This is a genomic window from Streptomyces sp. NPDC053431, from assembly GCF_044544925.1.
GTDB lineage: Bacteria > Actinomycetota > Actinomycetes > Streptomycetales > Streptomycetaceae > Streptomyces.
On sequence record NZ_JBITXX010000005.1, the window covers coordinates 361,799 to 383,280 of the forward strand.

Annotated in this window: 19 protein-coding genes; 10 read left to right on the forward strand and 9 right to left on the reverse strand. The window is 73.6% G+C overall.

Features of this window, described 5'->3' with window-relative positions:
• Positions 1-115 precede the first annotated feature (115 nt).
• From ACIGXE_RS16275 to ACIGXE_RS16290, 4 genes are all read right to left on the reverse strand, one after another.
• Positions 116-1,519, reverse strand: a complete 1,404-nt coding sequence (locus tag ACIGXE_RS16275; RefSeq protein ID WP_399747703.1) for a flotillin family protein — start codon at positions 1,517-1,519, stop codon at positions 116-118.
• Positions 1,520-1,600: 81 nt separating this feature from the next.
• Complete coding sequence (locus ACIGXE_RS16280) at positions 1,601-1,819, reverse strand: hypothetical protein (RefSeq protein WP_399747705.1); 219 nt, start codon at positions 1,817-1,819, stop codon at positions 1,601-1,603.
• A 15-nt stretch (positions 1,820-1,834) separates the two neighbouring features.
• Positions 1,835-2,542 (reverse strand): alpha/beta fold hydrolase, encoded by a 708-nt coding sequence (locus ACIGXE_RS16285; RefSeq protein WP_399747707.1) that lies wholly within the window; start codon positions 2,540-2,542, stop codon positions 1,835-1,837.
• A 41-nt stretch (positions 2,543-2,583) separates the two neighbouring features.
• On the reverse strand, positions 2,584-3,846 hold the full coding sequence (locus ACIGXE_RS16290; protein WP_399747709.1) for an MFS transporter: 1,263 nt from the start codon (positions 3,844-3,846) through the stop codon (positions 2,584-2,586).
• A gap of 157 nt (positions 3,847-4,003) precedes the next feature.
• On the opposite strand from ACIGXE_RS16290, the gene ACIGXE_RS16295 reads away from it, so the two are divergent.
• The 3 genes from ACIGXE_RS16295 (at position 4,004) to ACIGXE_RS16305 (ending at position 6,863) form a co-directional block, all read left to right on the forward strand.
• Positions 4,004-5,026, forward strand: a complete 1,023-nt coding sequence (locus tag ACIGXE_RS16295; protein ID WP_399747710.1) for a LacI family DNA-binding transcriptional regulator — start codon at positions 4,004-4,006, stop codon at positions 5,024-5,026.
• Between the two features lie 249 nt (positions 5,027-5,275).
• Entirely contained in the window at positions 5,276-5,554 is a 279-nt protein-coding gene (locus tag ACIGXE_RS16300) for a hypothetical protein (protein ID WP_399747712.1), read from the forward strand.
• Between the two features lie 121 nt (positions 5,555-5,675).
• On the forward strand, positions 5,676-6,863 hold the full coding sequence (locus tag ACIGXE_RS16305) for a thiolase family protein (RefSeq protein ID WP_399747714.1): 1,188 nt from the start codon (positions 5,676-5,678) through the stop codon (positions 6,861-6,863).
• A gap of 134 nt (positions 6,864-6,997) precedes the next feature.
• On the opposite strand, the gene trxA is transcribed toward ACIGXE_RS16305, so the two are convergent.
• Positions 6,998-7,372 (reverse strand): thioredoxin, encoded by a 375-nt coding sequence (gene trxA / locus ACIGXE_RS16310; RefSeq protein WP_399747716.1) that lies wholly within the window; start codon positions 7,370-7,372, stop codon positions 6,998-7,000.
• A gap of 131 nt (positions 7,373-7,503) precedes the next feature.
• On the opposite strand from trxA, the gene ACIGXE_RS16315 reads away from it, so the two are divergent.
• Both ACIGXE_RS16315 and ACIGXE_RS16320 read left to right on the forward strand, forming a co-directional pair.
• Positions 7,504-8,943, forward strand: a complete 1,440-nt coding sequence (locus ACIGXE_RS16315; RefSeq protein WP_399747718.1) for a dihydrolipoyl dehydrogenase family protein — start codon at positions 7,504-7,506, stop codon at positions 8,941-8,943.
• A 452-nt stretch (positions 8,944-9,395) separates the two neighbouring features.
• The gene (locus tag ACIGXE_RS16320) at positions 9,396-9,920 is read left to right on the forward strand and encodes a hypothetical protein (protein WP_399747720.1); all 525 of its coding nucleotides are present in this window, start codon (positions 9,396-9,398) and stop codon (positions 9,918-9,920) included.
• Here ACIGXE_RS16320 and ACIGXE_RS16325 read toward each other — a convergent pair.
• Positions 9,848-10,480 carry a TetR/AcrR family transcriptional regulator gene (locus ACIGXE_RS16325; RefSeq protein WP_399747852.1) on the reverse strand — a complete coding sequence of 211 codons (633 nt, stop codon included), beginning with the start codon at positions 10,478-10,480 and terminating at the stop codon, positions 9,848-9,850. The genes ACIGXE_RS16320 and ACIGXE_RS16325 overlap by 73 nt on opposite strands.
• 242 nt (positions 10,481-10,722) lie before the next feature.
• Between ACIGXE_RS16325 and ACIGXE_RS16330 the strand changes: the two genes are divergently transcribed.
• The 4 genes from ACIGXE_RS16330 to ACIGXE_RS16345 all read left to right on the forward strand — a co-directional run bounded on the left by ACIGXE_RS16330 (position 10,723) and on the right by ACIGXE_RS16345 (position 18,268).
• Positions 10,723-12,129, forward strand: a complete 1,407-nt coding sequence (locus ACIGXE_RS16330) for a purine-cytosine permease family protein (protein ID WP_399747722.1) — start codon at positions 10,723-10,725, stop codon at positions 12,127-12,129.
• A gap of 38 nt (positions 12,130-12,167) precedes the next feature.
• On the forward strand, positions 12,168-13,823 hold the full coding sequence (locus ACIGXE_RS16335) for an amidohydrolase (protein ID WP_399747724.1): 1,656 nt from the start codon (positions 12,168-12,170) through the stop codon (positions 13,821-13,823).
• A gap of 189 nt (positions 13,824-14,012) precedes the next feature.
• A complete protein-coding gene (locus tag ACIGXE_RS16340) occupies positions 14,013-14,414 on the forward strand; it encodes a hypothetical protein (protein ID WP_399747726.1) in 402 nt (133 codons plus the stop codon).
• A 110-nt stretch (positions 14,415-14,524) separates the two neighbouring features.
• Positions 14,525-18,268 carry a choice-of-anchor D domain-containing protein gene (locus ACIGXE_RS16345; RefSeq protein WP_399747728.1) on the forward strand — a complete coding sequence of 1,248 codons (3,744 nt, stop codon included), beginning with the start codon at positions 14,525-14,527 and terminating at the stop codon, positions 18,266-18,268.
• 396 nt (positions 18,269-18,664) lie between these two features.
• On the opposite strand, the gene ACIGXE_RS16350 is transcribed toward ACIGXE_RS16345, so the two are convergent.
• The 3 genes from ACIGXE_RS16350 to ACIGXE_RS16360 form a co-directional block, all read right to left on the reverse strand.
• Complete coding sequence (locus ACIGXE_RS16350) at positions 18,665-19,300, reverse strand: DUF305 domain-containing protein (RefSeq protein WP_399747730.1); 636 nt, start codon at positions 19,298-19,300, stop codon at positions 18,665-18,667.
• A gap of 96 nt (positions 19,301-19,396) precedes the next feature.
• Entirely contained in the window at positions 19,397-19,879 is a 483-nt protein-coding gene (locus ACIGXE_RS16355) for a hypothetical protein (protein ID WP_399747732.1), read from the reverse strand.
• Between the two features lie 83 nt (positions 19,880-19,962).
• Positions 19,963-20,310, reverse strand: a complete 348-nt coding sequence (locus ACIGXE_RS16360; RefSeq protein ID WP_399747733.1) for a tetratricopeptide repeat protein — start codon at positions 20,308-20,310, stop codon at positions 19,963-19,965.
• Positions 20,311-20,446: 136 nt separating this feature from the next.
• Here ACIGXE_RS16360 and ACIGXE_RS16365 point away from each other — a divergent pair, with 136 nt between their 5' ends.
• Positions 20,447-21,412 (forward strand): pirin family protein, encoded by a 966-nt coding sequence (locus ACIGXE_RS16365; RefSeq protein ID WP_399747735.1) that lies wholly within the window; start codon positions 20,447-20,449, stop codon positions 21,410-21,412.
• Positions 21,413-21,482 lie beyond the last annotated feature (70 nt).

Consider the following 21,482-nt stretch of genomic DNA (forward strand, 5'->3'; position numbering starts at 1 on the left):
CGGCCCCGTGGGGCGGGGCGCGGTGACCACGTCCGAGCCCTGCGCCCGCCCGCCGCGGCTGACCGCCGGGGGGCCCCGGTGCCAGGACGGCACCGGGCCCCGCCGCGTTCCCCGGTCAGGCGTCGCCGACCGTGATCTCCTCCGTGCGCTGCGCGGGCACCGCCTCCGCCGGCGCGGGCGAGGCCGGACCATCCGGTTTCATGTTGGCGAGCAGCTGGCGGGCCAGCCCCAGGCCCGTCCCGCCCATCGTCAGCGCCTTGGCGAACATCTCCGCCATGCCGTCCGCGCCGTTGAGCAGCACCATCTGATCGACGTTGCCGAACGCCGACGCGCCCGCCTCCACGATCTCCGGCCACCGCTCGGCCAGTTGCTGCGCGACCACGGCCTCCTGGTTCTCGGCGAGGGCCGCCGCCCGCGCCTTGATCGCCTCGGCCTCCGCGAGGCCCTTCGCCCGCGTCGCCTCGGCCACCGCGAGACCCTTGGCGTGGGCCGCCGCGGCCTCCGCCTCACCCGTCACCCGGGTCGCCGACGCCGCCGCCGTGCTCGCCAGCTCCGTCTCCTTCGCCTTGGCCTCGGCCGCCGAGATCCGGGCGTCGCGCTCGGCCTCCGCGAGCGTCCTCGTCTCGTACGCCATCGCGTCGGCCGGCTTGCGGACCTCCGTCTGGAGCTGCTGCTCCTTGAAGTGGGACTCCAGCTCGGCGACCCGGGTCTCCTGGACCACCACCTCCTGGCGCGCCGCCGCGTCCGCCAGCGGACCGGCCTGCCGGGCCTTCGCGGACGCCTGGTCCCGCTCGGCCTGGTAGCCCGCCTGCAGGATCTCGCTGTCCCTGGTGGCCTCCGACATGCGCGCCGCGGCCTGCTGCTCCGCCTCGGTCGCCCGCCGGTTGGCCTCCGCCTGGGCGATGCGCGCGTCGCGCTGCACCGCCGCCGCGTGCGGCGCGGCCAGGTTCTTGATGTAGCCCGTGGGGTCCTCGATCTCGTGGATCTGCAGCGAGTCCACGATCAGACCCAGTTTCTCCATCTCCGTGCCACAGGCGGAACGGGCCTGCCCCGTCAGCTTCTCGCGGTCACGGATCATGTCCTCGACCGTCAACCCGCCCACGATGGCGCGGAGATGACCGGCGAAGACGATGTGCACCCGCTCCGACATCAGCTTCTGCTGGTCGAGGAAACGGCGGGCGGCGTTGGCGATCGACACGAAGTCGTCGCCCACCTTGAAGATGACGACACCCCGCACCTTCAGCGGAATGCCCTGGTGCGTGACGCACTCCACCGACAGCTGCGTCTCGTTGAGGTCGAGCGAGAGCTTCCGCACCGCCTGGACGCCGGGCAGCACGAGCGTGCCCCGTCCCGTGACGATCCGGAACCCCATGCCCTCGCCGAGGCCCTCCGTCTTGTGGTTCGAACCCGAGATGATCAGCGCCTCGTTGGGCTCCGCGACACGCCACATCAGTTTGAACAGAGCGATCAGGACGACGACGGCGCCGGAGATGGCGCCCGCCAGGATCCAGAGGCTCATGGGCTGGTCCCCCTTCACCGGACCCGTGCGGTTCCGGTGAAGGGAGTGTGCGCCCGGGGCGCCCGTCACTCAATGGATCGGTCAACTGTCGTACGCGGCTGTGACATACACGGTGCGTGGAGGGAGATGTTCCACGACCATCACGACCGTCCCCGTCTCGATCCGGTCCTTCCCCGAGGCCGCGTAGGCGAGGAAGTGCTCGGCGCCGCCCCGGATGCGGACGATCACCTCACCGACGAGGCCGGGCCCGACGGTGCCGGTCACCCGGCCGAGCAGTCCCACCATCGAAGCGTCGTCCATGAACCAAAAGGTACGTCAGATCCAGCCGTCCAGGGCGGTCATGAACCCGTCGAAGTCGTCCCGCTGGATCGTGTGGCCCGTGCCCGGCACCGTACGCACCTCGAAGCCGCGTTCCTTCAGCCGGCGGGCGTGCTCGGCGGGGACGAGCATGCTCGGGTCGGCCAGCATCACGAGCGAGGGCGCCACGGGATGCTCCGGCCCCAGATCCCGTCCGGTGAACGGCACCAGGCCGTCTGCCGAGCGCTCGTCCCAGACCCGGACGGTGTCGAGTTCGACGTCCAGGTCCTCCTCGCCCCAGCGCGGGTTGAACTGCCGGACGTGCTCCCGGGTGAGCTGCTTCGCCTGGGTGAACAAGTCCGGGCGGTAGCCGTGCCGGCCCGCCGGCAGATGCCAGGCCGGGTCCACGTACACCGCCCGCCGCGGCGCGAGCCGCTCCACCGCGAGGGCGAGAGCGAGCGCGCCGAGCGAGTGACCGATCGCCAACTCGGCCCCCGTGGGCAGCGTTTCGACGAGATCGTCCGCGTAGTCCTGAGGGCCGTACCCCGCGGGATCCGCCGCCCGGCCGCTCGCCCCGTGGCCGCGCAGGTCGACCGCCAGGGCCCGGTAGCCGCGCTCGGCGAGCGCCGGCCCCACCCGCCGCCAGGTGCGGTGGTCGGACATGATGCCGTGGACCAGGAGCGCGACGCGCTCCCCGGCTCCCCAGGTCCTCGTGTGCAGCTGCACGGGCGGTGCCTCTCTGGAAGGTGCGCGGCGCGCGGCGGCGCTCAGCGCACGGTACGGATCGGGCGCACGGCGAGCGCGCCGAGCACCGACAGTACGGCGGCGACCAGGAACAGCGCCGTGTATCCGCCGCTGAGCGAGACGATCGTCGAGGCGACGAAGGGGGCCACGATCTGCGGGCCGGCGTTGGCGATGTTCAGGACGCCCATGTCGCGCGCCGCGTCCTCGGCCTTCGGCAGCACCATCGTCACCAGCGCCGTGTCCACCGCCATGTAGCAGCCGAAGCCGAGGCCGTTGACGACGGAGAAGGCCAGCATCGCGGTCCAGCTGCTGGAGACGGCCGGGATGAGCAGGGCGACGGCGGCGAGCACGGCCGAGGCGCCGACGAAGAGCTTGCGCCGGTCGTAGCGGTCGGAGAGCCAGCCGCCGAGGACCGTGGAGACCACCATGGCCACCGAGTTGAGCGGCATCAGGACGGCCACCGCCTCCTCCGCGCCGAGGCCGGCCGGCAGGTCCGTGTGGTCCTTGAGGATGTAGAGCTGGAAGCCCGCCACGGCGAAGTAGCCCAGGACGAGCAGCGCGCGGCCGATGAACGCCCAGCGGAAGTCGTGGTCCCTCAGGGCGCTTCCGAAGGCCGCCAGCTGCGCCTTGACCGGCATCGGGGCTCTGGGCGCCATGCGCTCCTCACGGGCGCAGGACGTGAAGAGGACGGCCGTGGCCGCGACGATCGCGCCGAAGACGAGGTAGCCGGTGCGGTAGTCCTCCGAGAAGGCCGCGCCGACCAGGGCGCCGATGGTGGAGCCGATGGGCAGGCCCAGGCCGACGGCGGCCGAGGCCTTGCCGCGTGAGGCGAGCGGGACCCGGTCGGGCACCACGGAGGTGATGGCGGCCTGGTAGATGTTCATCACGGCCTGGCCGAGACACCAGGCGATCATCACCAGCAGGATCGTATGCACGCTGCCGAGCAGCAGCATGACGGGCAGCGCGAGCAGGCCGCCCGCGAGGATCCACGGATTGCGGCGCCCCGAGCGGTCGGAGAGCGCGCCGGCCACCGGGTTGAAGACGGTCGCGAAGATCGCCGAAACACCCGAGACCAGACCGAAGTTGGCCACCTTGTCGGCCGGCGCGATCTCTTCGATCTGGAGCGCGAGGAGCATGCCGGGGACGCCTATGTACAGCGCGTACATCGCCGTGTTCCCGGCGAGCAGCAGGGAGAGCAGCCCGCGGGTCCGGCGGGGAACGGCGGGGGAGGCGGTGCCGGAGTCCTGGGCGGTGCCGGGGGACGTGCCGGGGGAGGAAAGGGCCACGGTGCCCTCCTGAGGTGATCGCCCGATGCCGGGGCGAGGAGCGGAAGGATGAACGAGCGGTTACACGTGTCAGTGACTCGTGTAAATCTTGTGTAGCACTCGAATCCGGCCATCCGCCAGACCCTGCGCCGGATCGTTCTGGAAAGATGCCGGATCGATGAGTCAGTCAGCCAAGCACCCCACCGGACGCCCCGTGCCCACCAGCGCCGACGTGGCGCGGCTCGCGGGGGTCTCCCGGGCCACCGTGAGCTACGTCCTGAACAACACCGCGGCCGTCCGGATCAGCGAGCCCACCCGGCGCCGGGTCCGTGAGGCGGCCGAGGAACTCGGCTACGTCCCGCACGCCGGCGCCCGCAGTCTCCGCGCCGGCCACAGCCGGATGGTCCTGCTGCCCACCGCCCACGTGCCGATCGGTCCGCTGTACAGCCGCTTCTTCAACGACCTGCAGTGGGCCCTGCGCCGCCTGGACTACACGGTCGTGCAGTACGGCAGCGTCGGCCTGGACGCCGACGAGGCGGCCCGGGCCTGGGCCGAGCTGCGCCCGGTCGCGGTGGTGTCGCTCGGCCAGGTCGAGCTGACCGAGGCCGGGGTGGAGCTGCTCAAGCGCTCCGGCGCCAAGGCCGTCATCACGGTGGGCCCGCAGCAGGTGCCGGGCACCCACGGGCTCGTCATGGACCAGTCGCGGGTCGGCCGGGTGGCCGGTGAGCACCTGGTCGAGCGCGGCTGTCGCGCCATCGGGGTCGTCATCCCCGAGGAGCCCGGGCTGGAGATGTTCTCGGGCCCCCGCCTGGAGGGCGTGCGGTCCGCGGCCGAGGAGGCCGGTGCCACCGTCGTGCCGCTGCCCCTCGCGTACGAGGAGGAGGCGGCGAACGCGCTCGCCGGACGCTGGCGCGAACTGGGCCTCGACGGGGTCTTCGGCTACAACGACGAGTACGCCATGCTCCTCATGCGCGCCCTCCAGGACGCCGGGATCGCTATCCCCGAGGAGACGGCCGTGGTCGGCTCGGACGACCTGCTCCTCGGCCGGCTCCTGCGCCCCCGGCTCAGCACGGTGCGCATCGACATGGTCGTCGGCCGCGAGCTCGCCGAGCTCGTCGACCGGGCGGTCCGCGAACCCGAGGCGGCGCCGGAACGACAGGAACTGCTCGCCTCCGAGGTCGTGCACCGCGAGTCCAGCTGAGCGGGCCACGGGGCATGGGGCACGCGACGGCCATGGGCGCTCGCGACGGTCATGGGGGCACGCGACGGCCATGGGTGCATGCGACCGTCATGGGTGCTCGCTCGGCCCGGGGTGCTCGTGCCGGGCGGGTGCCGGCTCCGCGTGCCCGGCCGGGCGCTCGCCACGCCGGGCGGACGGGCGTCCCGTGTCCTGGCCGGCGCGCGCGTGTCCGGCCGGGCGTGTTCGCGTCCCGCGTCTTAGCGTCGGTGCATGAGCACACACCCGAAGCGGTTCGAGATCCTGCTGGTGGCCGAGCACGTGGAGGACCGCGGTGACGCCTCCGTGGAGGACAGTGCCGTCCGCTCGGCGGTCGTCGAGGCGACCGGTCGCACCGGCGAGTCGGGCTACCCCCTCTACGAGGGGCACGGGCTGGTCGCCGAGATCGATCCCACGACGCGGACGGTCGAGGCGCTGCTCGTCGACGGCCGTGAGCTGGACTACGGCCTGACGGCACTGATCAGGGGTCCGGAGACGGCCGGGGGGCGTTGACAGGAGCCGGGGAGGGGCGGAGACTCGGGCCCGCGAGGACGAAGAAAACTTCACCAGGCGAACAGCCTGCTCCGTCCCCGCGGTCGTTGCCCGTACGCGAAGGTCATGTGGGAGAGAACCGATGAGCATCCGCGACGTCTACATCGTCGACGCCGTCCGCACCCCGATCGGCAAGTTCGGCGGTGCGCTCTCCTCCGTCCGGCCCGACGACCTGGCCGCCCACGTGGTGCGCGCCCTGGTCGACCGCACCCCGGCCCTCGACCCGGCCCGGGTCGACGACGTGTACTTCGGCGACGCCAACGGCGCCGGCGAGGACAACCGCGACGTCGCCCGGATGGCCGTGCTGCTCGCCGGACTGCCCACCTCCGTCCCGGGCGTCACCGTCAACCGGCTCTGCGGCTCCGGCCTGGAGGCCGTGATCCAGGCCGCCCGCGCGATCGCCCTCGGCGACGCCTCCGTCGCCATCGCCGGCGGCGTCGAGTCGATGTCCCGCGCCCCGTGGGTGGTGCAGAAGCCGGAGCGCGCCTTCCCCGCCGGGCACCAGCAGCTGTACTCCACGACCCTCGGCTGGCGCATGACCAACCCGAGCATGCCCGCCGACTGGACGGTGTCCCTCGGGGAGGGCGCCGAGCTCGTCGCCGACAAGCACGCCATCAGCCGGGAGCAGCAGGACGCCTTCGCCCTCGCGAGCCACCGCAAGGCCGCCGAGGCCTGGGCCGAGGGCCTGTACGACGGCGAGGTCGTTCCGTACGAGGGCGTCGCCCTTCTGCGGGACGAGTGCATCCGCGACAGCACCTCGTCCGAGGCCCTGGCGAAGCTCAAGCCGTCCTTCCGGCCCGACGGCGGCACGGTCACGGCCGGCAACGCCTCCCCGCTCAACGACGGCGCCGCGGCCCTGCTCCTCGTCGACGAGGAGGGGCTCCGCGAGACCGGCCGCGAGCCGCTCGCCCGCATCCGCGCCTCAGCCGTCACCGGAATCGAGCCGCAGCTCTTCGGGCTCGGCCCGGTGGAGGCCGTGCGACGGGCCCTGGACAAGGCGGGCCGGGACTTCTCCGACCTGAGGACCTTCGAGCTGAACGAGGCCTTCGCCGCCCAGGCCCTGGGCTGCCTCGCGGAATGGCCGGAACTCGACCCCGCGGTGGTCAACCCGCGCGGCGGCGCCATCGCGATCGGCCACCCCCTCGGCGCCTCCGGCGCCCGGCTCGCCGGCGCGGTCGCCCACCAGCTCGCGGCGGCCGGCTCCGGCACGGGCCTCGCCGCACTCTGCATCGGCGTGGGGCAGGGCATCGCGCTGGTCCTGGAACGCTGACCTCGAACCGGCAGGGAAACCGAGGGTCCACGGAGATCGAGGCCCGCTGGTCGACCCGCTCGTCGACCCCGTCGGCCCCCGCCCGGCAACGCGAAGGGGCGGCCCGGAACCACCGGGCCGCCCCTTCGCGACGGTCACCGGCCCTGCTGGGCCTGCGCCTCGGCGATGGACTTCCGCACCTCGTCCATGTCCAGGCCACGGGCCTGGCCGATGACGTCCTCGAGCGCCGCCTCCGGCAGGGCGCCGGGCTGCGCGAAGATCGCGACCTTGTCACGGACGATCATGAGGGTCGGGATCGAGCGGATCTCGAACGCCGCCGCCAGCTCCTGCTGCGCCTCGGTGTCCACCTTGGCGAACACCAGGTCCTCGTGGCGCTCCGAGGCCGCCTCGAAGACGGGACCGAACTGACGGCACGGACCGCACCAGGAAGCCCAGAAGTCGATCAGAACGAAGTCGTTCTCACTCACGATCTGGTCGAAGTTGTCCTTGGTGAGCTCTACGGTGCTCATTCTTCCTACCTCTCCGGGGCGGTCTCCTGGCGGTTTCCTCACGGTCCCCTCGGGGCCCGCCACGCACAACGGCGTATCGAGTCGCGCTATTCCACGCGCTTCCGGGCCGCTACCCCCGCAGACTGGACCCCATGACACTCGACTACGACGTGGTGGTCCTGGGCGCGGGTCCGGTCGGCGAGAACGTGGTGGACCGGGTCCGGGCCGCCGGACTGACGGTGGCGGTGGTGGAGGCCGAGCTGGTCGGGGGCGAGTGCTCGTACTGGGCCTGCATGCCCAGCAAGGCGCTGCTGCGGCCGGCCATCGCCCGCTCCGAGGCGCGCAAGGTCGCCGGACTGCGCGGTCACGCCTATCACCCGCTCGACGCCCACGACGTCCTCGCCCATCGTGACGCCGTCGTCGGCGACTGGAAGGACGACGGCCAGGTGACCTGGGTGCAGTCCACCGGGGCCGACCTCTACCGCGGTCACGGCCGCCTGCACGGGCCCCGCCGGGTCGTCGTGCGGAGTCCCGAGGGCGACCGCCATGTCCTCACGGCCCGGCACGCCGTCGCCGTCTGCACCGGCAGTCGCGCCGTCCTCCCGGACCTGCCGGGGCTGCCGGCCGCCCACCCCTGGACCAGCCGCGAGGCGACGAGCTCCAGCCGCGTGCCCCGGCACCTGGTCGTCGTCGGCGGCGGGGTGGTCGGCGTGGAGATGGCGACCGCCTGGCAGGCGCTCGGCGCGCGCGTGACCCTGCTCGTGCGGGGCGAGGGGCTGCTGCCCCGGATGGAGCCCTTCGCGGGCGAGCACGTCGCCGCCGCCCTCACCGAGCGCGGCGCCGACGTCCGCACCGGGGCCGCGGTCGCCGCGGTGGTACGCGACGGGAGCACCGGCCCGGTCACCGTGGTCCTGGAGGGCGGCGAGCACGTCGACGGCGACGAGGTGCTGTTCGCGACCGGCCGCCGGCCCCGCACCGAGGACATCGGCCTGGAGAGCGTGGGCCTGGAACCGGGCTCCTGGCTCGACGTCGACGACAGCCTGCGGGTCGTCGGGCACGACTGGCTCTACGCCGTCGGGGACGTCAACCACCGGGCCCTGCTCACCCACCAGGGCAAGTACCAGGCGCGGATCGCCGGTGCCGCGATCGCCGCCCGGGCCGCCGGGGACGGGGCGGTGGACAGCGCACCCTGGGGGCCGCACAGCGCGACCGCCGACCACGCCGCCGTTCCCCAGGTCGTCTTCACCGACCCCGAGGCGGCCGCCGTCGGGCTCACCCTGGCCGCCGCCGAGGCGGCGGGGCGCCGGGTCAGGGCCGTCGACCTCGACCTGACCTCGGTCGCCGGCGCCAACCTGTACGCACAGGGGTACCGCGGCCACGCCCGCATGGTCGTCGACCTGGACCGCGAGACCGTCGTCGGCGCCACCTTCGTCGGCCCCGGCCTCGGCGAACTCCTGCACTCCGCCACCGTCGCCGTCACCGGCGAGGTCCCCCTCGCCCGCCTCTGGCACGCCGTCCCCTCCTACCCGACCCTGAGCGAGGCCTGGCTGCGGCTCCTTGAGGCGTACCGGGACGGGGCCGGCACGTCATGAGCCCCGGCGAGCGGGCCAACGAGTACGACGCCTCGTGCGCCCGCTGCGGCGGACCGGTCCCGGCGGGGGCCGGGCTCCTCCGGCACGCCGCCAAGGGCTGGGAGGTCTACCACCCGGAGCACGCCCCCGACCCGGGACCGCCGCCGAGGGGCGCCCATCAGGGCTGGCACCGGCGGCGACTGCTGTCCTTGGACATCGGATCCACCGGGAATCGGCCGGCCGTCGACCGGATCCGGTCCGCGGCGCTGCGGGGGAGCGACGGGACCGTGTGGGACTGGAGAGCGGATCCAGGATCCGATGTCCCAGCTCCGGAGATCGGATCCGGGATCCAATCTCCGGATACGGGATCCGAAGCCGCCGCGCCCGCCGCTTCGACCGTGCCCGCCGCCCCCGCCGTGCCCGCCGCCCCCGCCGGTCCGGCCGTTTCGCCTGGTCCCAGCGGTCCCGCAGCGTTGACCGGTCCCGCCGGTCCGCCCGGTCCCGACGGGCGCAGTCCCACCCAAGCCCTCGACGAGCTGGCCACGCTCGTCGCCGACCACCTCGCCGCCAAGGAACTGCTCGTCGTCTGGTTCGCCCCGTACGTCCTGACGATGCTGCACGCGGAGCTCGTGCGGCACGGACTCGCCCCGCTCACCGAGCGGTTGCCCGCGGGAGTCGCGCCGGTCTGCGACCCGCTCGTGCTCGACCGGCACGCCGACCGCTACCGGCCCGGCAGCCGCTCCCTGCGGGCCGTGGCCGAGTGGTACGGCGTCCCGCACACGCGCCCGGGCGATCCCGGATCGGACGCCGAGGCGGCCCTGCTGGTCGCCCAGGCCGTCGCCGCCTGCCATCCACCGCTGGCCAAGCTGTCCCGGCCGGCGCTGCACAGCGAGCAGATCCTCTGGTACGCGGAGCAGACGGCCCGTCATCCCGAGGCGCTCGACTGGCCCTTCGCCGTGGTGGAGCCGTTGCCCTGGGAGCCGCCGCCGGCGGCCTGAGCCGGGAGCCGGGGGATCAGCAGGTCCGCCGCCGCCCGGGCCGCGTCGAGGGCGCTCCTGGCGTCCCGGCCCGACTCCTCGCCGAGGACCACGCGGGTGCTCAACCCGTCGAGGAGGGCGAGGAGTTCGGAGGCGCGTGCCGTCACGTCCGTCGGCGCGAACTGCTTCCGCTCGACGCCCTTGGCGAGCAGCGTCTCCAGGTCTTCCTGCCAGCCGCGGTCGAGCTCGGCCTGCGCGGTGCGCAGCTCCTCGTTGGCCGGAATGCGCGCCCAGAGCTCGATCCAGAGCGTCCAGCGCGGGTCGCGCGGGCCGCGGGGCAGGTAGAGGCGCAGGAACAGGTCGAGCTTGCGGGGCGCCGTGATGCGGCGGGCGAGCAGGCCGCGCCGCTCCTCGGTGAGCTCCTGCTCGCTCCACCGCAGGGCGGCGAGGAGGAGCAGGTCCTTGCTGCCGAAGTAGTACAGGATGTGGCCGCCGCTGGTCCCCAGGCGCTCGGCGAGCGCCGACATGGTGAGGGCGCCGAGGCCGTCCTCGGCGATGGCGGTCATGGCCTCCTCGAGCATCCGCTCGCGCGTGATGCTCCCGTCCCGCCGCCGTCCCGTCCGCGCCGCCGCTGCCACCGCTGCCGTCCTCGTGTCGACTCCGTCCACGAGGTCGACCCTAACCGCAATCCACCGAGGTCTTGACGTGGCCGGATCCCAGCCCCCATCTTGAATGCCATTCAAGAACTTAGAACGACATTCAAGATCGGCGCGTCTCCGACGGCCGATCGGCGACCGACCGGCATCCACGAGAGGAGTGCGGTGTGTTCGGACACGAGACGGCGCCCGCGACAGCGGGCACGGCGGGCCGCGACGAGGTCTTCCAGGTCGAGGGCCACGGCATCGACCCCATTCCCGACAGCGAGCGCCACGGCGGCGCCAAGGACCTCTTCTGGCTCTGGTTCGGCTCTAACCTGACCTTCACCTACGTCATCAACGGCGCCCTGGCCGTCTCCTTCGGCCTCTCCTTCTGGCAGGCCACCGGCGTCGTCGTGCTCGGCGGGCTCTCCTCCTTCGTCATCAGCGCCGCCGGACTCAGCGGCGTGCGCACCGGAACCGCCACCCTCGTCATCTCCCGCGCCGCCTTCGGCGTCCGCGGCAACTGGCCCGCCGGACTGCTCAACTGGGTGGTCAGCATCGGCTACACCATCGTCAACACCGTGGTCGGCACGCTGGCGCTCGAAGCGTTCCTCGCCGACCTCGGCTGGAGCGGCGGCCCCCTCCCGCGCGCCCTCGCCCTCGCCGTCACCCTGGCCCTGACCTTCGCCGTCGCCCTCTGGGGCCACGCCACCGTCCAGTGGGCCGAGCGCTGGATGGCCTACCTCCTCGCCGCCGGCTTCGCCGCCCTGCTCGCCTTCGTCCTGCCCGGCGCCGACACCGCCGCCCCCGCCGCCGCGCCCGGCGCCTCCGGCTGGAGCCTGGCCCTCGTCGTCATGCTGGCCGGCCCCTTCTCGTACGTCCCGATGCCCGCCGACTACACCCGCTACCTGCCCCGCACCACCTCGCTCAAGGCGCTCACCTGGAGCGGCGGCCTCGGCGGTCTGGTCTCCTCCGTCGCCCTCGGCATCGCGGGCGTCGCCGCCGCGACCCAGGCCGACATGACCGACGCCGTCGCCGGCACGGAAGGGCTGCTGCCCGGCTGGTTCCAGCCGCTGTTCCTCGCGCTCGTCCTCGGCGGCTCGGTCACCAACTCGATCATCACCCTCTACTCGTCCAGCCTGAACCTCCAGGTGCTCGGCATCCCGTGGAGCCGCGCCCGCGCCATCGTCATCAGCGCCGCCGTGACCGCCGCCGGCTCCCTCGGCGCCCTCTTCCTCACCGACTTCACCACCTCCCTGCTCTCCTTCCTCTCCCTCCTGATCGTCGTGTTCGCCCCGTGGGGCGGCGTCTTCCTCGCCGACATGGTGCTGCGCCGGTGCACCTACGACTCCGCCGCGCTGCACGCCGGCGAACACGGCGCCTACTGGTACCGGGCCGGCTGGCACCCGGCCGGCCTGGCCGCCCTGCTCGCCGGGATGCTCTTCGCCGCGCTCACCTGCGACTCCGCGCTGTGGACCGGTCCGCTGGTCGCCCCGCTCGGCGGCGCCGACCTGTCCCTGCTCGGCGCCGTCGTCTCCGCCGCCGTCCACGTCCTCCTCGCCCGCCGCACCGTACGGCCCCTCGCCGCCTGACCGCCCGCCGCCCCTCGTACCGCAGGAGAAAGACCCCGATGAACCGCCCCGCCCCCGCCGACCTCCTCCTCACCCGCGCCCGCGTGCACACCGTCGACCCCGAGCTGCCCGAGGCCGAGGCCCTCGCCGTGCGCGACGGCCGGATCGTCTGGATCGGCGGCGCCGACGAGGCCGAGGCCTGGGCCGGACCCGGGACCCGCGTCATCGACGCGGGCGGCCGGCTCGTCCTGCCCGGCTTCGTCGACGCCCACAACCACGTGCGCCTCGGCTCCGACGACGCCTGCGTCCAACTGGCCGGCGCGCGCGACCTCGACGAGATCCACGCCCGTATCCGCGCCTGGCGCACCGCCCACCCCGAGGCCCCCTGGATCGAGGCCGAGGCCTTCGACTACTCCGCGATCCCCGGCGGGCGGATGCCCACCGCCGCCGACCTCGACCCCGTCACCGGCGACACCCCGGCCGTCGTGCTGAGTTACGACGTCCACACCGCGTGGCTCAACACCGCCGCGCTGCGCGCCCTCGACGTACGCGCCGACCGTACGGCCCTGCCCTTCGGAACCGCCGTCACCGACCCCGCCACCGGCCGGCCCACCGGATTCGTCAAGGACTTCGCCGTCAAGGGACTCTCCCGCGAGGGCCACCGCGCGCTGCGCGAGCTCGGCGTCCCGTGGGCCTCGCCCGACCGCCAGTACGGACGCCTCGCCAAGAGCCTCGACGACGCCGTCGGCTACGGCATCACCACCGTCGTCGAACCGCAGAACTCCCTTGACGACCTCGCCCTGTTCCAGCGGGCCCGCGCGGAGGGCCGACTGCGCTCGCGGATCGTCGCCGCCCTCTTCCACCCGCGCGGCACCACCGACACGGACCTGGAGGCGTTCGCCGCGGCGGCCGAGGAGTTCGCCGACGACCGGCTGCGCGTCGGACCGCTCAAGCTGTACATCGACGACGTCGTCGAACCCCGTACGGCGGCCCTCCTCGAACCGTACGCCGGCTGCGGCCACCACCGCGGCGACACCTTCTACCCGCCCGAGGAGTTCGCCGAGCTGCTCACCCGCCTCGACGCGCGCGGCTTCCAGTGCTTCGTGCACGCCACGGGGGACCGCGGCATCCGGACGGTCCTCGACGCCGTCGAGCGGGCCCGTGCCGTCAACGGCCCGCGCGACGCCCGCCACCAGATCGTCCACGTCGAGTGCCTCGACCCCGCCGACACCCCGCGCTTCGCCGAACTGGGCGTCACCGCCTGCATGCAGCCCCGGCACGCCGCCCCCGACATCGCGGGCCCCGGGCGGGACTGGGCCGAGAACATCGGCCCGGAGCGCTGGCACAAGGCCTGGCCGCTGCGCAGCCTGCACCGGGCCGGTGCGCTGCTGGCCCTGTCCAGCGACTGGAACGTCGCCGAGATGGACCCGATGATCGGCATCCACGCGGCCGTCACCCGCCGCCCGCCCGGCGGCGGCGAGGCCTGGACGCCCGAGGAGACGCTGGACGTCGCCACCGCCGTCGAGGGCTACACGATGGGCTCGGCCCGAGCCAACTTCCTGGAGCACGACCGGGGCTCGCTCACCGTCGGCAAGCTCGCCGACTTCGTCGTCCTCTCCCGCGACATCCTGCGCGTCGACCCCGACGCCATCCCCGGCACCGTGGCCGAGACCGTCGTCGTGGGCGGCGAGGTGGTGCACACCGCGGACCGCTAGGTCCTGTCGTCGCACTCCCGTCGTTGCCCGGAGTCGCGGGGCAGGCGGGAGTGCGACGACAAGGCCTCGGGAGCCGCGGCGAAGGGGCGGACCGGACAGCCGCCCGCCCCGCGCCCCGATCCGCCGGACGGGGCCCGGACGTGCGCGTCGCGCGGACGCCTCCGGTCGCCGTCGGTAGGTTCGGGCGGCATGGCGGACCCCCTCTACTACGTCGACCACTCGGACCTCCTCGAAGGACGACTCGACGAGGCCAGGAGCGCGATGCGCGACCTCGCCGCGTTCATCGAGGAGAACGAGCCCCGACTGATCGCCTACCGCTTCTTCGTCGACGAGGCCCAGGCCACGATGACCCTCCTCGCCGTCCACCCCGACTCGGCGTCGCTGGAGTCGCACCTGGAACTCGGCGGACCCCGGTTCCGCGCGTTCGCCGAGCTCATCCGCATGCGTTCCATCGACGTGTACGGCCGGCCGAGCCCGGCGGCCGTCGACCGGCTCCGGCAGAAGGCCACGATGCTCGGCGGAGGGACCGTCACCGTCCATTCCCCGCAAGCCGGGTTCAGCCGACTGCAGCCACCCGACCAGGTGAAGTGAGCCGACTTCGCGTCACCGGGCTGGTGGGATGCGGCAGGCTCGCTCCACCATGATCTCCGGCGGGGTGCTTTCGGTCTCCGCCCCCGCGCGCGTACGTAAGGGTGGAGACGATGACCGGCAGACGCAGAGTGCTCGCCCAGGTCCTGACGATGTGTCTGACCCTGGGCGGCGGCGGGGCCCTGGCGACGGCGAGCGCCGCCGCACCACCCGCCCCCGCCCCGGCGAGGGCCGCCGCGGCCCCCGCCGACCAGACCACCGTCTCCCACGACAACCTGCGCACCGGCTGGGACCAGAACGAGCCCGGACTCGCCCCCGACCAGGTGTCCAGCTCCGACTTCGGGCAGCAGTTCTCCACCGCGGTCGACGGCCAGGTCTACGCCCAGCCGATCGTCGTCGGCGGCACCCTCGTCGTCGCCACCGAGAACAACAAGCTCTACGGCATCGACGCGGCCTCCGGAGCCGTCGACTGGACCAAGGACCTGGGCGCGCCCTGGCCCGCCTCCGCCATCACCTGCGGCGACCTGGTCCCCAACATCGGCGTCACCTCCACCCCCGTCTACGACCCGGCGAGCGGGGCGCTCTACCTCACCTCCAAGGTGAACGACGGTGCCGACGTCCAGCACCCCAGCTGGTACGTGCACGCCATCGACCCCGCCACCGGCGGCGAACGCAGCGGCTGGCCGGTCAAGGTGGCCGGCGCCCCCGTCAACGATCCCGGCCGGGCCTTCAACCCGTACACCGCGGCCCAGCGCCCCGGCCTGCTCCTCATGGACGGCTCCGTCTACGCGGGCTTCGCCTCCCACTGCGACCGCGGCCCCTACGTCGGCTACGTCCTGGGCGTCAACACCGCCACCCGCAAGACCACCCTCTGGGCCACCGAGAACTCCTCCGCCAACGGCATGGCCGGTATCTGGATGAGCGGCGGCGGCCTCGTCTCCGACGGCCCCGGCCGGATCCTGTTCTCCACCGGCAACGGCGTCACCCCCGCGCCCGGCCCCGGCAACATGCCGCCCGGCCAGCTCTCCGAGTCGGTCGTCCGGCTCGGCGTCAACAGCGACGGGACCATGTCCGCCCAGGACTTCTTCAGCCCGAGCAACGCCAACCAACTCGACCTGAACGACACCGACCTCGGCTCCGGCGGTCCCGTCGCCCTGCCCGCCACCCCCTTCGGCACCAGCGCCCACCCCAAGCTGCTCGTCCAGATCGGCAAGGACGGCCGCCTCTTCCTCCTCGACCGCGACGACCTCGGCGGACGCGGTCAGGGGCCCGGCGGCACCGACAAGGTCCTCGGGACCTTCGGGCCGTACGAGGGCGTCTGGGGCCACCCCGGCGTGTACGGCGGCCAGGGCGGCTACGTCTACACCATCGGCTCCCGCGGGCCGCTGCGCGCGTTCGCGTACGGGCTCACCGGCACCGGACAACCCGCGCTCACCAACACCGGCCGCAGCGCGGAGACGTTCGGCTACACCTCCGGTTCGCCGGTGATCACCTCCACCGGCACCAACCCCGGCTCCGCCCTCGTCTGGGCCGTCCACTCCGACGGCGCCAACGGGGCCAACGGCCAGCTCCGCGCGTACGACGCCGTCCCCGTCAACGGCGCGCTCAGGCTGCGCTGGTCGGCGCCGATCGGCACCGCGTCCAAGTTCGCCGTGCCCGCCACCGACGGCGGACGCATCTACGTCGGCACCCGTGACGGCCACGTGATCGCCTTCGGGCGGCCCGCCAACTCCGCCATCTCCGGCCGACCCGTCGACTTCGGCCAGGTCGCCGTAGGCACCACCGCGAGCGCCACGGCGACCGTCACCGCGACCCGCGACGTCACCATCACCTCGGTGACCACCCCGGCCGGCAGCGCCTTCACCGCGAGCCCCACCGGCCTGCCGCGCACCCTCGGCGCCGGCCAGAGCTACTCCGTGCCGGTCCGCTTCGCACCGACCGCGGCCGGCCCCGACAACTCCTTCGTCACCGTCTCCACCGACGTCGGCGACAGCGCCGTCGGACTCACCGGCTACGGCACCCGGCCCGGCCTCCTCGCGTCGCCCACGCTCCTCGACTTCGGGACCGTGCCCACCGGCACCAGCAAGTTCCTCGGCGTCACCTTCACCAACACCGGAACCCAGGCGGAGACCGTCTCCGCGACCGGCGCGCCCGGCGCCCCGTTCAGCGCCACCGGACTGCCCGCCGCCGGCACCGTCGTCCAGCCCCAGCAGTCGGTCTCCGTCCAGGTCGCCTACGCCCCCACGGCCGCCGCCGAGGACACCGGAAGCCTCTCCGTGACCGGGCAGAACGGCACCGCCACGGTGGACCTCAAGGGCAGCGCCGTCACCGGCGAGGCCCGGCTGACCGTCACGCCGACCTCCACCGACTTCGGCACCGTGAAGGTCGGCCAGTCCGTCACCAAGACCTTCGACATCAGCAACACCGGCAACATCCCCCTCACCATCACCAAGGCCAAGCCGCCCACCGCCCCCTTCCTGGTCACCAACCCGCTGAGCGAGGGCCAGGTCATCGGCCCCGAGGACGTCATCCACCAGGCCGTCACCTTCTCGCCCACGTCCCTCGGCACCGTGAACGCGGCCTACGAACTCACCTCCGACGACGGCCACGGCCCGCAGAACGAGGCCCTGGTCGGCACCGGCGCCGCCGGCACCGGCGTCACCGTCCCCGGCCCCGACGCCGGCGGCTGGAAGCTCAACGGCAACGCCCAGATCTCCGGCGGCGACCTCCAGCTCACCCAGGCGACGGCCAACCAGCGCGGCACCGCCGTCTGGCCCGTGCCCGTCCTCACCGACGGCCTCCGGGCCACCTTCACCACCGTCATCGGGGGCGGCAGCGGCGCCGACGGACTCTCCTTCGCCCTCCTCGACCCGGCCAGGACCACCCCGGGCGCCCTCGGCGCCGGCGGGGGCGGACTCGGCTACTCCGGGCTCCCGGGCGTCGCCGTCACCTTCGACACGTACGACAACGGGACCGCCGACCCCTCGGCCAACTTCGTCGGCATCGCCACCGGAGGCAGCGCCGCCGCCCTCACCTACGCCTCGACCACGACGAACGTGCCGAACCTGCGCGCCGGCAGCCACACCGTGAACGTCGCCGTCACCGGCACCACCCTCACCGTCACCGTCGACGGCACCCAACGCCTCAGCACCGCCGTGGCCTCGCTCCCGCCGACCGCCTTCCTCGCCTTCACCGGCGCCACCGGCGGCTGGACCGACATCCACGCGGTACGGCGGGTGACCCTCACCGCCACCTCCTACGCGGTGCCGCCGCCCGGCCCCAACGGCTGGACGTACAACGGAAGCGCGACCCTGTCCGGCACCAGCCTGCAGCTGACGCCGCTCCAGACCTTCCAGCGCGGCTCGGCCGTGTGGGCCACCGCCGTGCCCTCGGCCCGCCTGAAGGCCCGGTTCACCGCCACCATCGGCGGCGGCACCGGCGCCGACGGACTCTCCCTGATGTTCCTGGACGCGAGCCGGACCACCTCGAAGGCACTGGCCGCCAACAGCGGCGGCAGCCTGGGCTTCGCCGGCCTGCCCGGCGTCGCCGTCACCCTCGACACCTACGACAACGGCGCCAACGACCCCTCGGCGAACTTCGTCGGGGTGGCCACCGGGGGCAGTGGCACCACCCTGACGTACGCGGCCACCGCGACCGACGTGCCCAACCTGCGCAGCGGCAGCCACACCGTCGACGCGGTCGTCACCAGCACCGGCCGGCTCCAGGTCAGCATCGACGGCACCCGTGTCATCGACGTCGCCGTGACGCTCCCGCAGAACGTCCTCGTCGGCTTCGGCGGCACGACGGGCGGCCGCACCGACCGCCACACGGTGACCGGGGTCCGCGTGGGCTACTGAGCCGCTGCACCGACGGCGGCCGGCCATGACGTCCGGTGGCCCTCGCCACCGGACGGCACGGCCGTCCGCCGGGTGAACGGCCGTCCTCCGTCGGCCCGGCGCGCTGCGGCGCCGGGCCGACGTGACGACGTGACGACGTGACGACGTGACGACGTGACGACGTGACGACGTGACGACGTGACGACGTGACGACGGGGTGGTCCGGGCGGCTGGTCGGGACGGCTCGGGGCCGGCCGGGGCCGAGCCGGGGTGGTGGTGGCCGGCCGGGGCCGAGCCGGAGCCGGCCCGGGTGCGCGTGGCCGGCCGGGGCCCGAGTCCGAGTCGGCCCGGGCCCGGTCGGCCGGACCGCGAGGCCCGAGCCCGGCCCCGCCGCTCGTGGCCGGCCGGCCGGGGCGGTCAGAGCCGGTCGAGGATCTTCTGCAGCTGGGCGATCTCGGCGGCCTGCGTCCGCACGACGTCGTCGGCCACCTTCTTGGCCGCGGCGTCCTTGCCGTCCTTCTGCTCGGTCTTCGCCATCGACACCGCGCCCTCGTGGTGGGCGATCATGAGCTCGGCGAACTTCCGGTCGAAGTCCTTGCCCTTCGCGGCGGCGAGCGCCTTCATGTCCGCGTCGGACATCATTCCCGGCATGCCGTGGCCGGCGTGGCCCGCGGACTCCGGCCTGCCCCAGGCCTCGAGCCAGGACCTCATCTTCCGGATCTCGGGGTCCTGGGCCTTCTCGATGGCGCCGACGAGCTGCTTGATCTCGGGGTCGGCGGCGCGGCCGTCGGCGAGCTTCGCCATCTCCAGGGCCTGCTCGTGGTGCGGGATCATCATCTGCGCGAACATGACGTCCGCGTCGTTGAAGGCACCGGCGGTGGCGGAAGCGGTGGCCGACGGAGTGGCGGACGCCTTGCTGCCGTGGTCCATGCCGTGCATGGAGTCGCCCGAGCCGCCGCAGGCGGCGAGCAGGAGACCGGCGGCGGTGACGGCGCCGGTGAGCGCGAGCCCGCGGGTCGTGCGGCGGGCGGTGGGGGTGCTGAAGGTACGCATGGGTGTCACACCTCGTGTGCTGTCGTTGCGGATCTCGGATCGGTGCGGTCGGACACGTCCGCGGGCGGCACGAGGCGCCCGCGGTGGCGTGACGGCCTAGATCCGCAGGATCGACAGCTGGGCGAGGTCGGGCGGCCGGGGCGGCGGGGCGTTCGGCCCCAGGGCGGGCAGCAGCCCGGCCAGGAACGGGGTGGTCCGGTCCGGACGCCGGGCGAGGGCCGCCCGGACGAGCGCGACGAGCAGCCAGGCCCCGAGGACGGCCACGCAGAGCGTGGTCATGTCCATTCCCGTACCGCCGGGGTCGTGCGGGGCCGCCTTCCGGTGATCGCCTGCGTCGCCGTGGTGGGCATGGCCCGGGGTGCCGGTGAGGGAGGCGTCGGTCGAGGAGCTTCCGGTGGGGGAGTGGCCGGTGGCGGCGGCGACATGAGCCGTCCCGTGCGTGCCGCTGCCGGAGGAGCCCTCCGGGTGCCCCACCGAGTGCATCACGAAGACCCCGAGCGCCAGCACGACGACGAGCAGGAGGTGCGCCAGGGCGCCTCCCGCTCGTGTACGGCTGTTCCGCTCTCGTCCCACGTGCACGGGATGGAGCCTATCCGAACACCCCTCGGGGGTACGTGACGCGCGCGTCGAGGGCGTGCCCGAAGGGCGCGTTTCCCGACTGCCTACTCGACCGGGTCGCCGGTCATCGCGGCGGCCAGCCGCAGGTGCGGGGCGGCCTCGTCGGCCCGGCCCTGCCGCTCCAGGGTGCGGCCGAGCATCAGGCGGGCGTAGTGCTCGACGGGGTCGCGCTCCAGCACGGCACGGAGCTCCTCCTCGGCGCGGGTGAGCTGGGCGGAGTGGTAGTACGCACGGGCCAGCAGCAGCCGCTGGGCGGTCTGGTCCGGGTGCTCGGCGACCAGGCCGCGCAGGATGCGGGCGGCCGTGAGGTACTCCTTGGCCTCGAAGAACAGCTGGGCGCGGCCCCACCGGTCGGCCGCGGTGCCGAACTCGTAGTACGTCTCGTCGCTCACTGCGCACTCTCTCCCAGGTCGAGGTGGTCGAAGTCTGCTTCACCCGGCCCAACACGGGAAGCTCGTTGAACATTCCACTAATATTGTGGTGCGGGTCCGCCCCGCACGGACCCCCGACAGGAATAGGTTGAGCGCCATGAGCAATCTTGATCGCCAGGCCACCCTCCAGGTCTGCGGCGGCCGGGGTTTCGTCGTCGCCGAACCGGTACGGGAACTCCTCAGCCCCCGCCACGTCCAGCTCGGCGAATCGACCGAGGTCCGCCGACTGCTCCCCAACCTGGGCCGCCGCATGGTCGGCGCCTGGGCCTTCGTCGACCACTACGGCCCCGACGACATCGCCGACGAGCCCGGCATGCAGGTCCCGCCCCACCCGCACATGGGGCTGCAGACCGTCAGCTGGCTGCACGAGGGCGAGGTGCTGCACCGCGACTCGACCGGCAGCCTGCAGACCATCCGGCCGCGCGAGCTGGGCCTGATGACCTCGGGCCGGGCCATCTCCCACTCCGAGGAGAGCCCCGCGTCGCACGCCCGCTATCTGCACGGCGCCCAGCTGTGGGTCGCGCTCCCCGACGCGCACCGTCACGTCGAGCCGCACTTCCAGCACCACGCCGAGCTCCCGCTCGTCACGGCCCCCGGCCTGACCGCCACGGTCCTCCTCGGCGAACTCGACGGCGCGGTCTCGCCGGGCACGGCCTACACGCCCATCACCGGCGCCGACCTCTCCCTGGCCGCCGGCACGGAGCTCCGCCTGCCCCTCGACCCCGACTTCGAGTACGCGGTCCTCGCCATGTCCGGCGAGGCCCACGTCGACGACGTCCCCGTCCTCCCCGGTTCCATGCTCTACCTCGGCTGCGGGCGCACCGAACTCCCCCTGCGCGCCTCCTCGGACGCGGGCCTGATGCTCCTCGGCGGCGAGCCGTTCGAGGAGGAGCTGGTCATGTGGTGGAACTTCGTGGGCCGCACGGACGAGGAGATCCGCAAGGCGAGGGACGACTGGATGACGTCCGACCGCTTCGGCGAGGTCAAGGGCTACGACGGCGCCCGCCTGGACGCGCCCGAGGTTCCGGCGACGCAGCTGAAGGCGCGGGGACGGGTGCGCTGACCCGGGGTTCTCTCTGCCGGGTCGACGCAGGGTCGGGGGCTGCTCGGCCCCTGCCCGTGGCTCTCGTCGT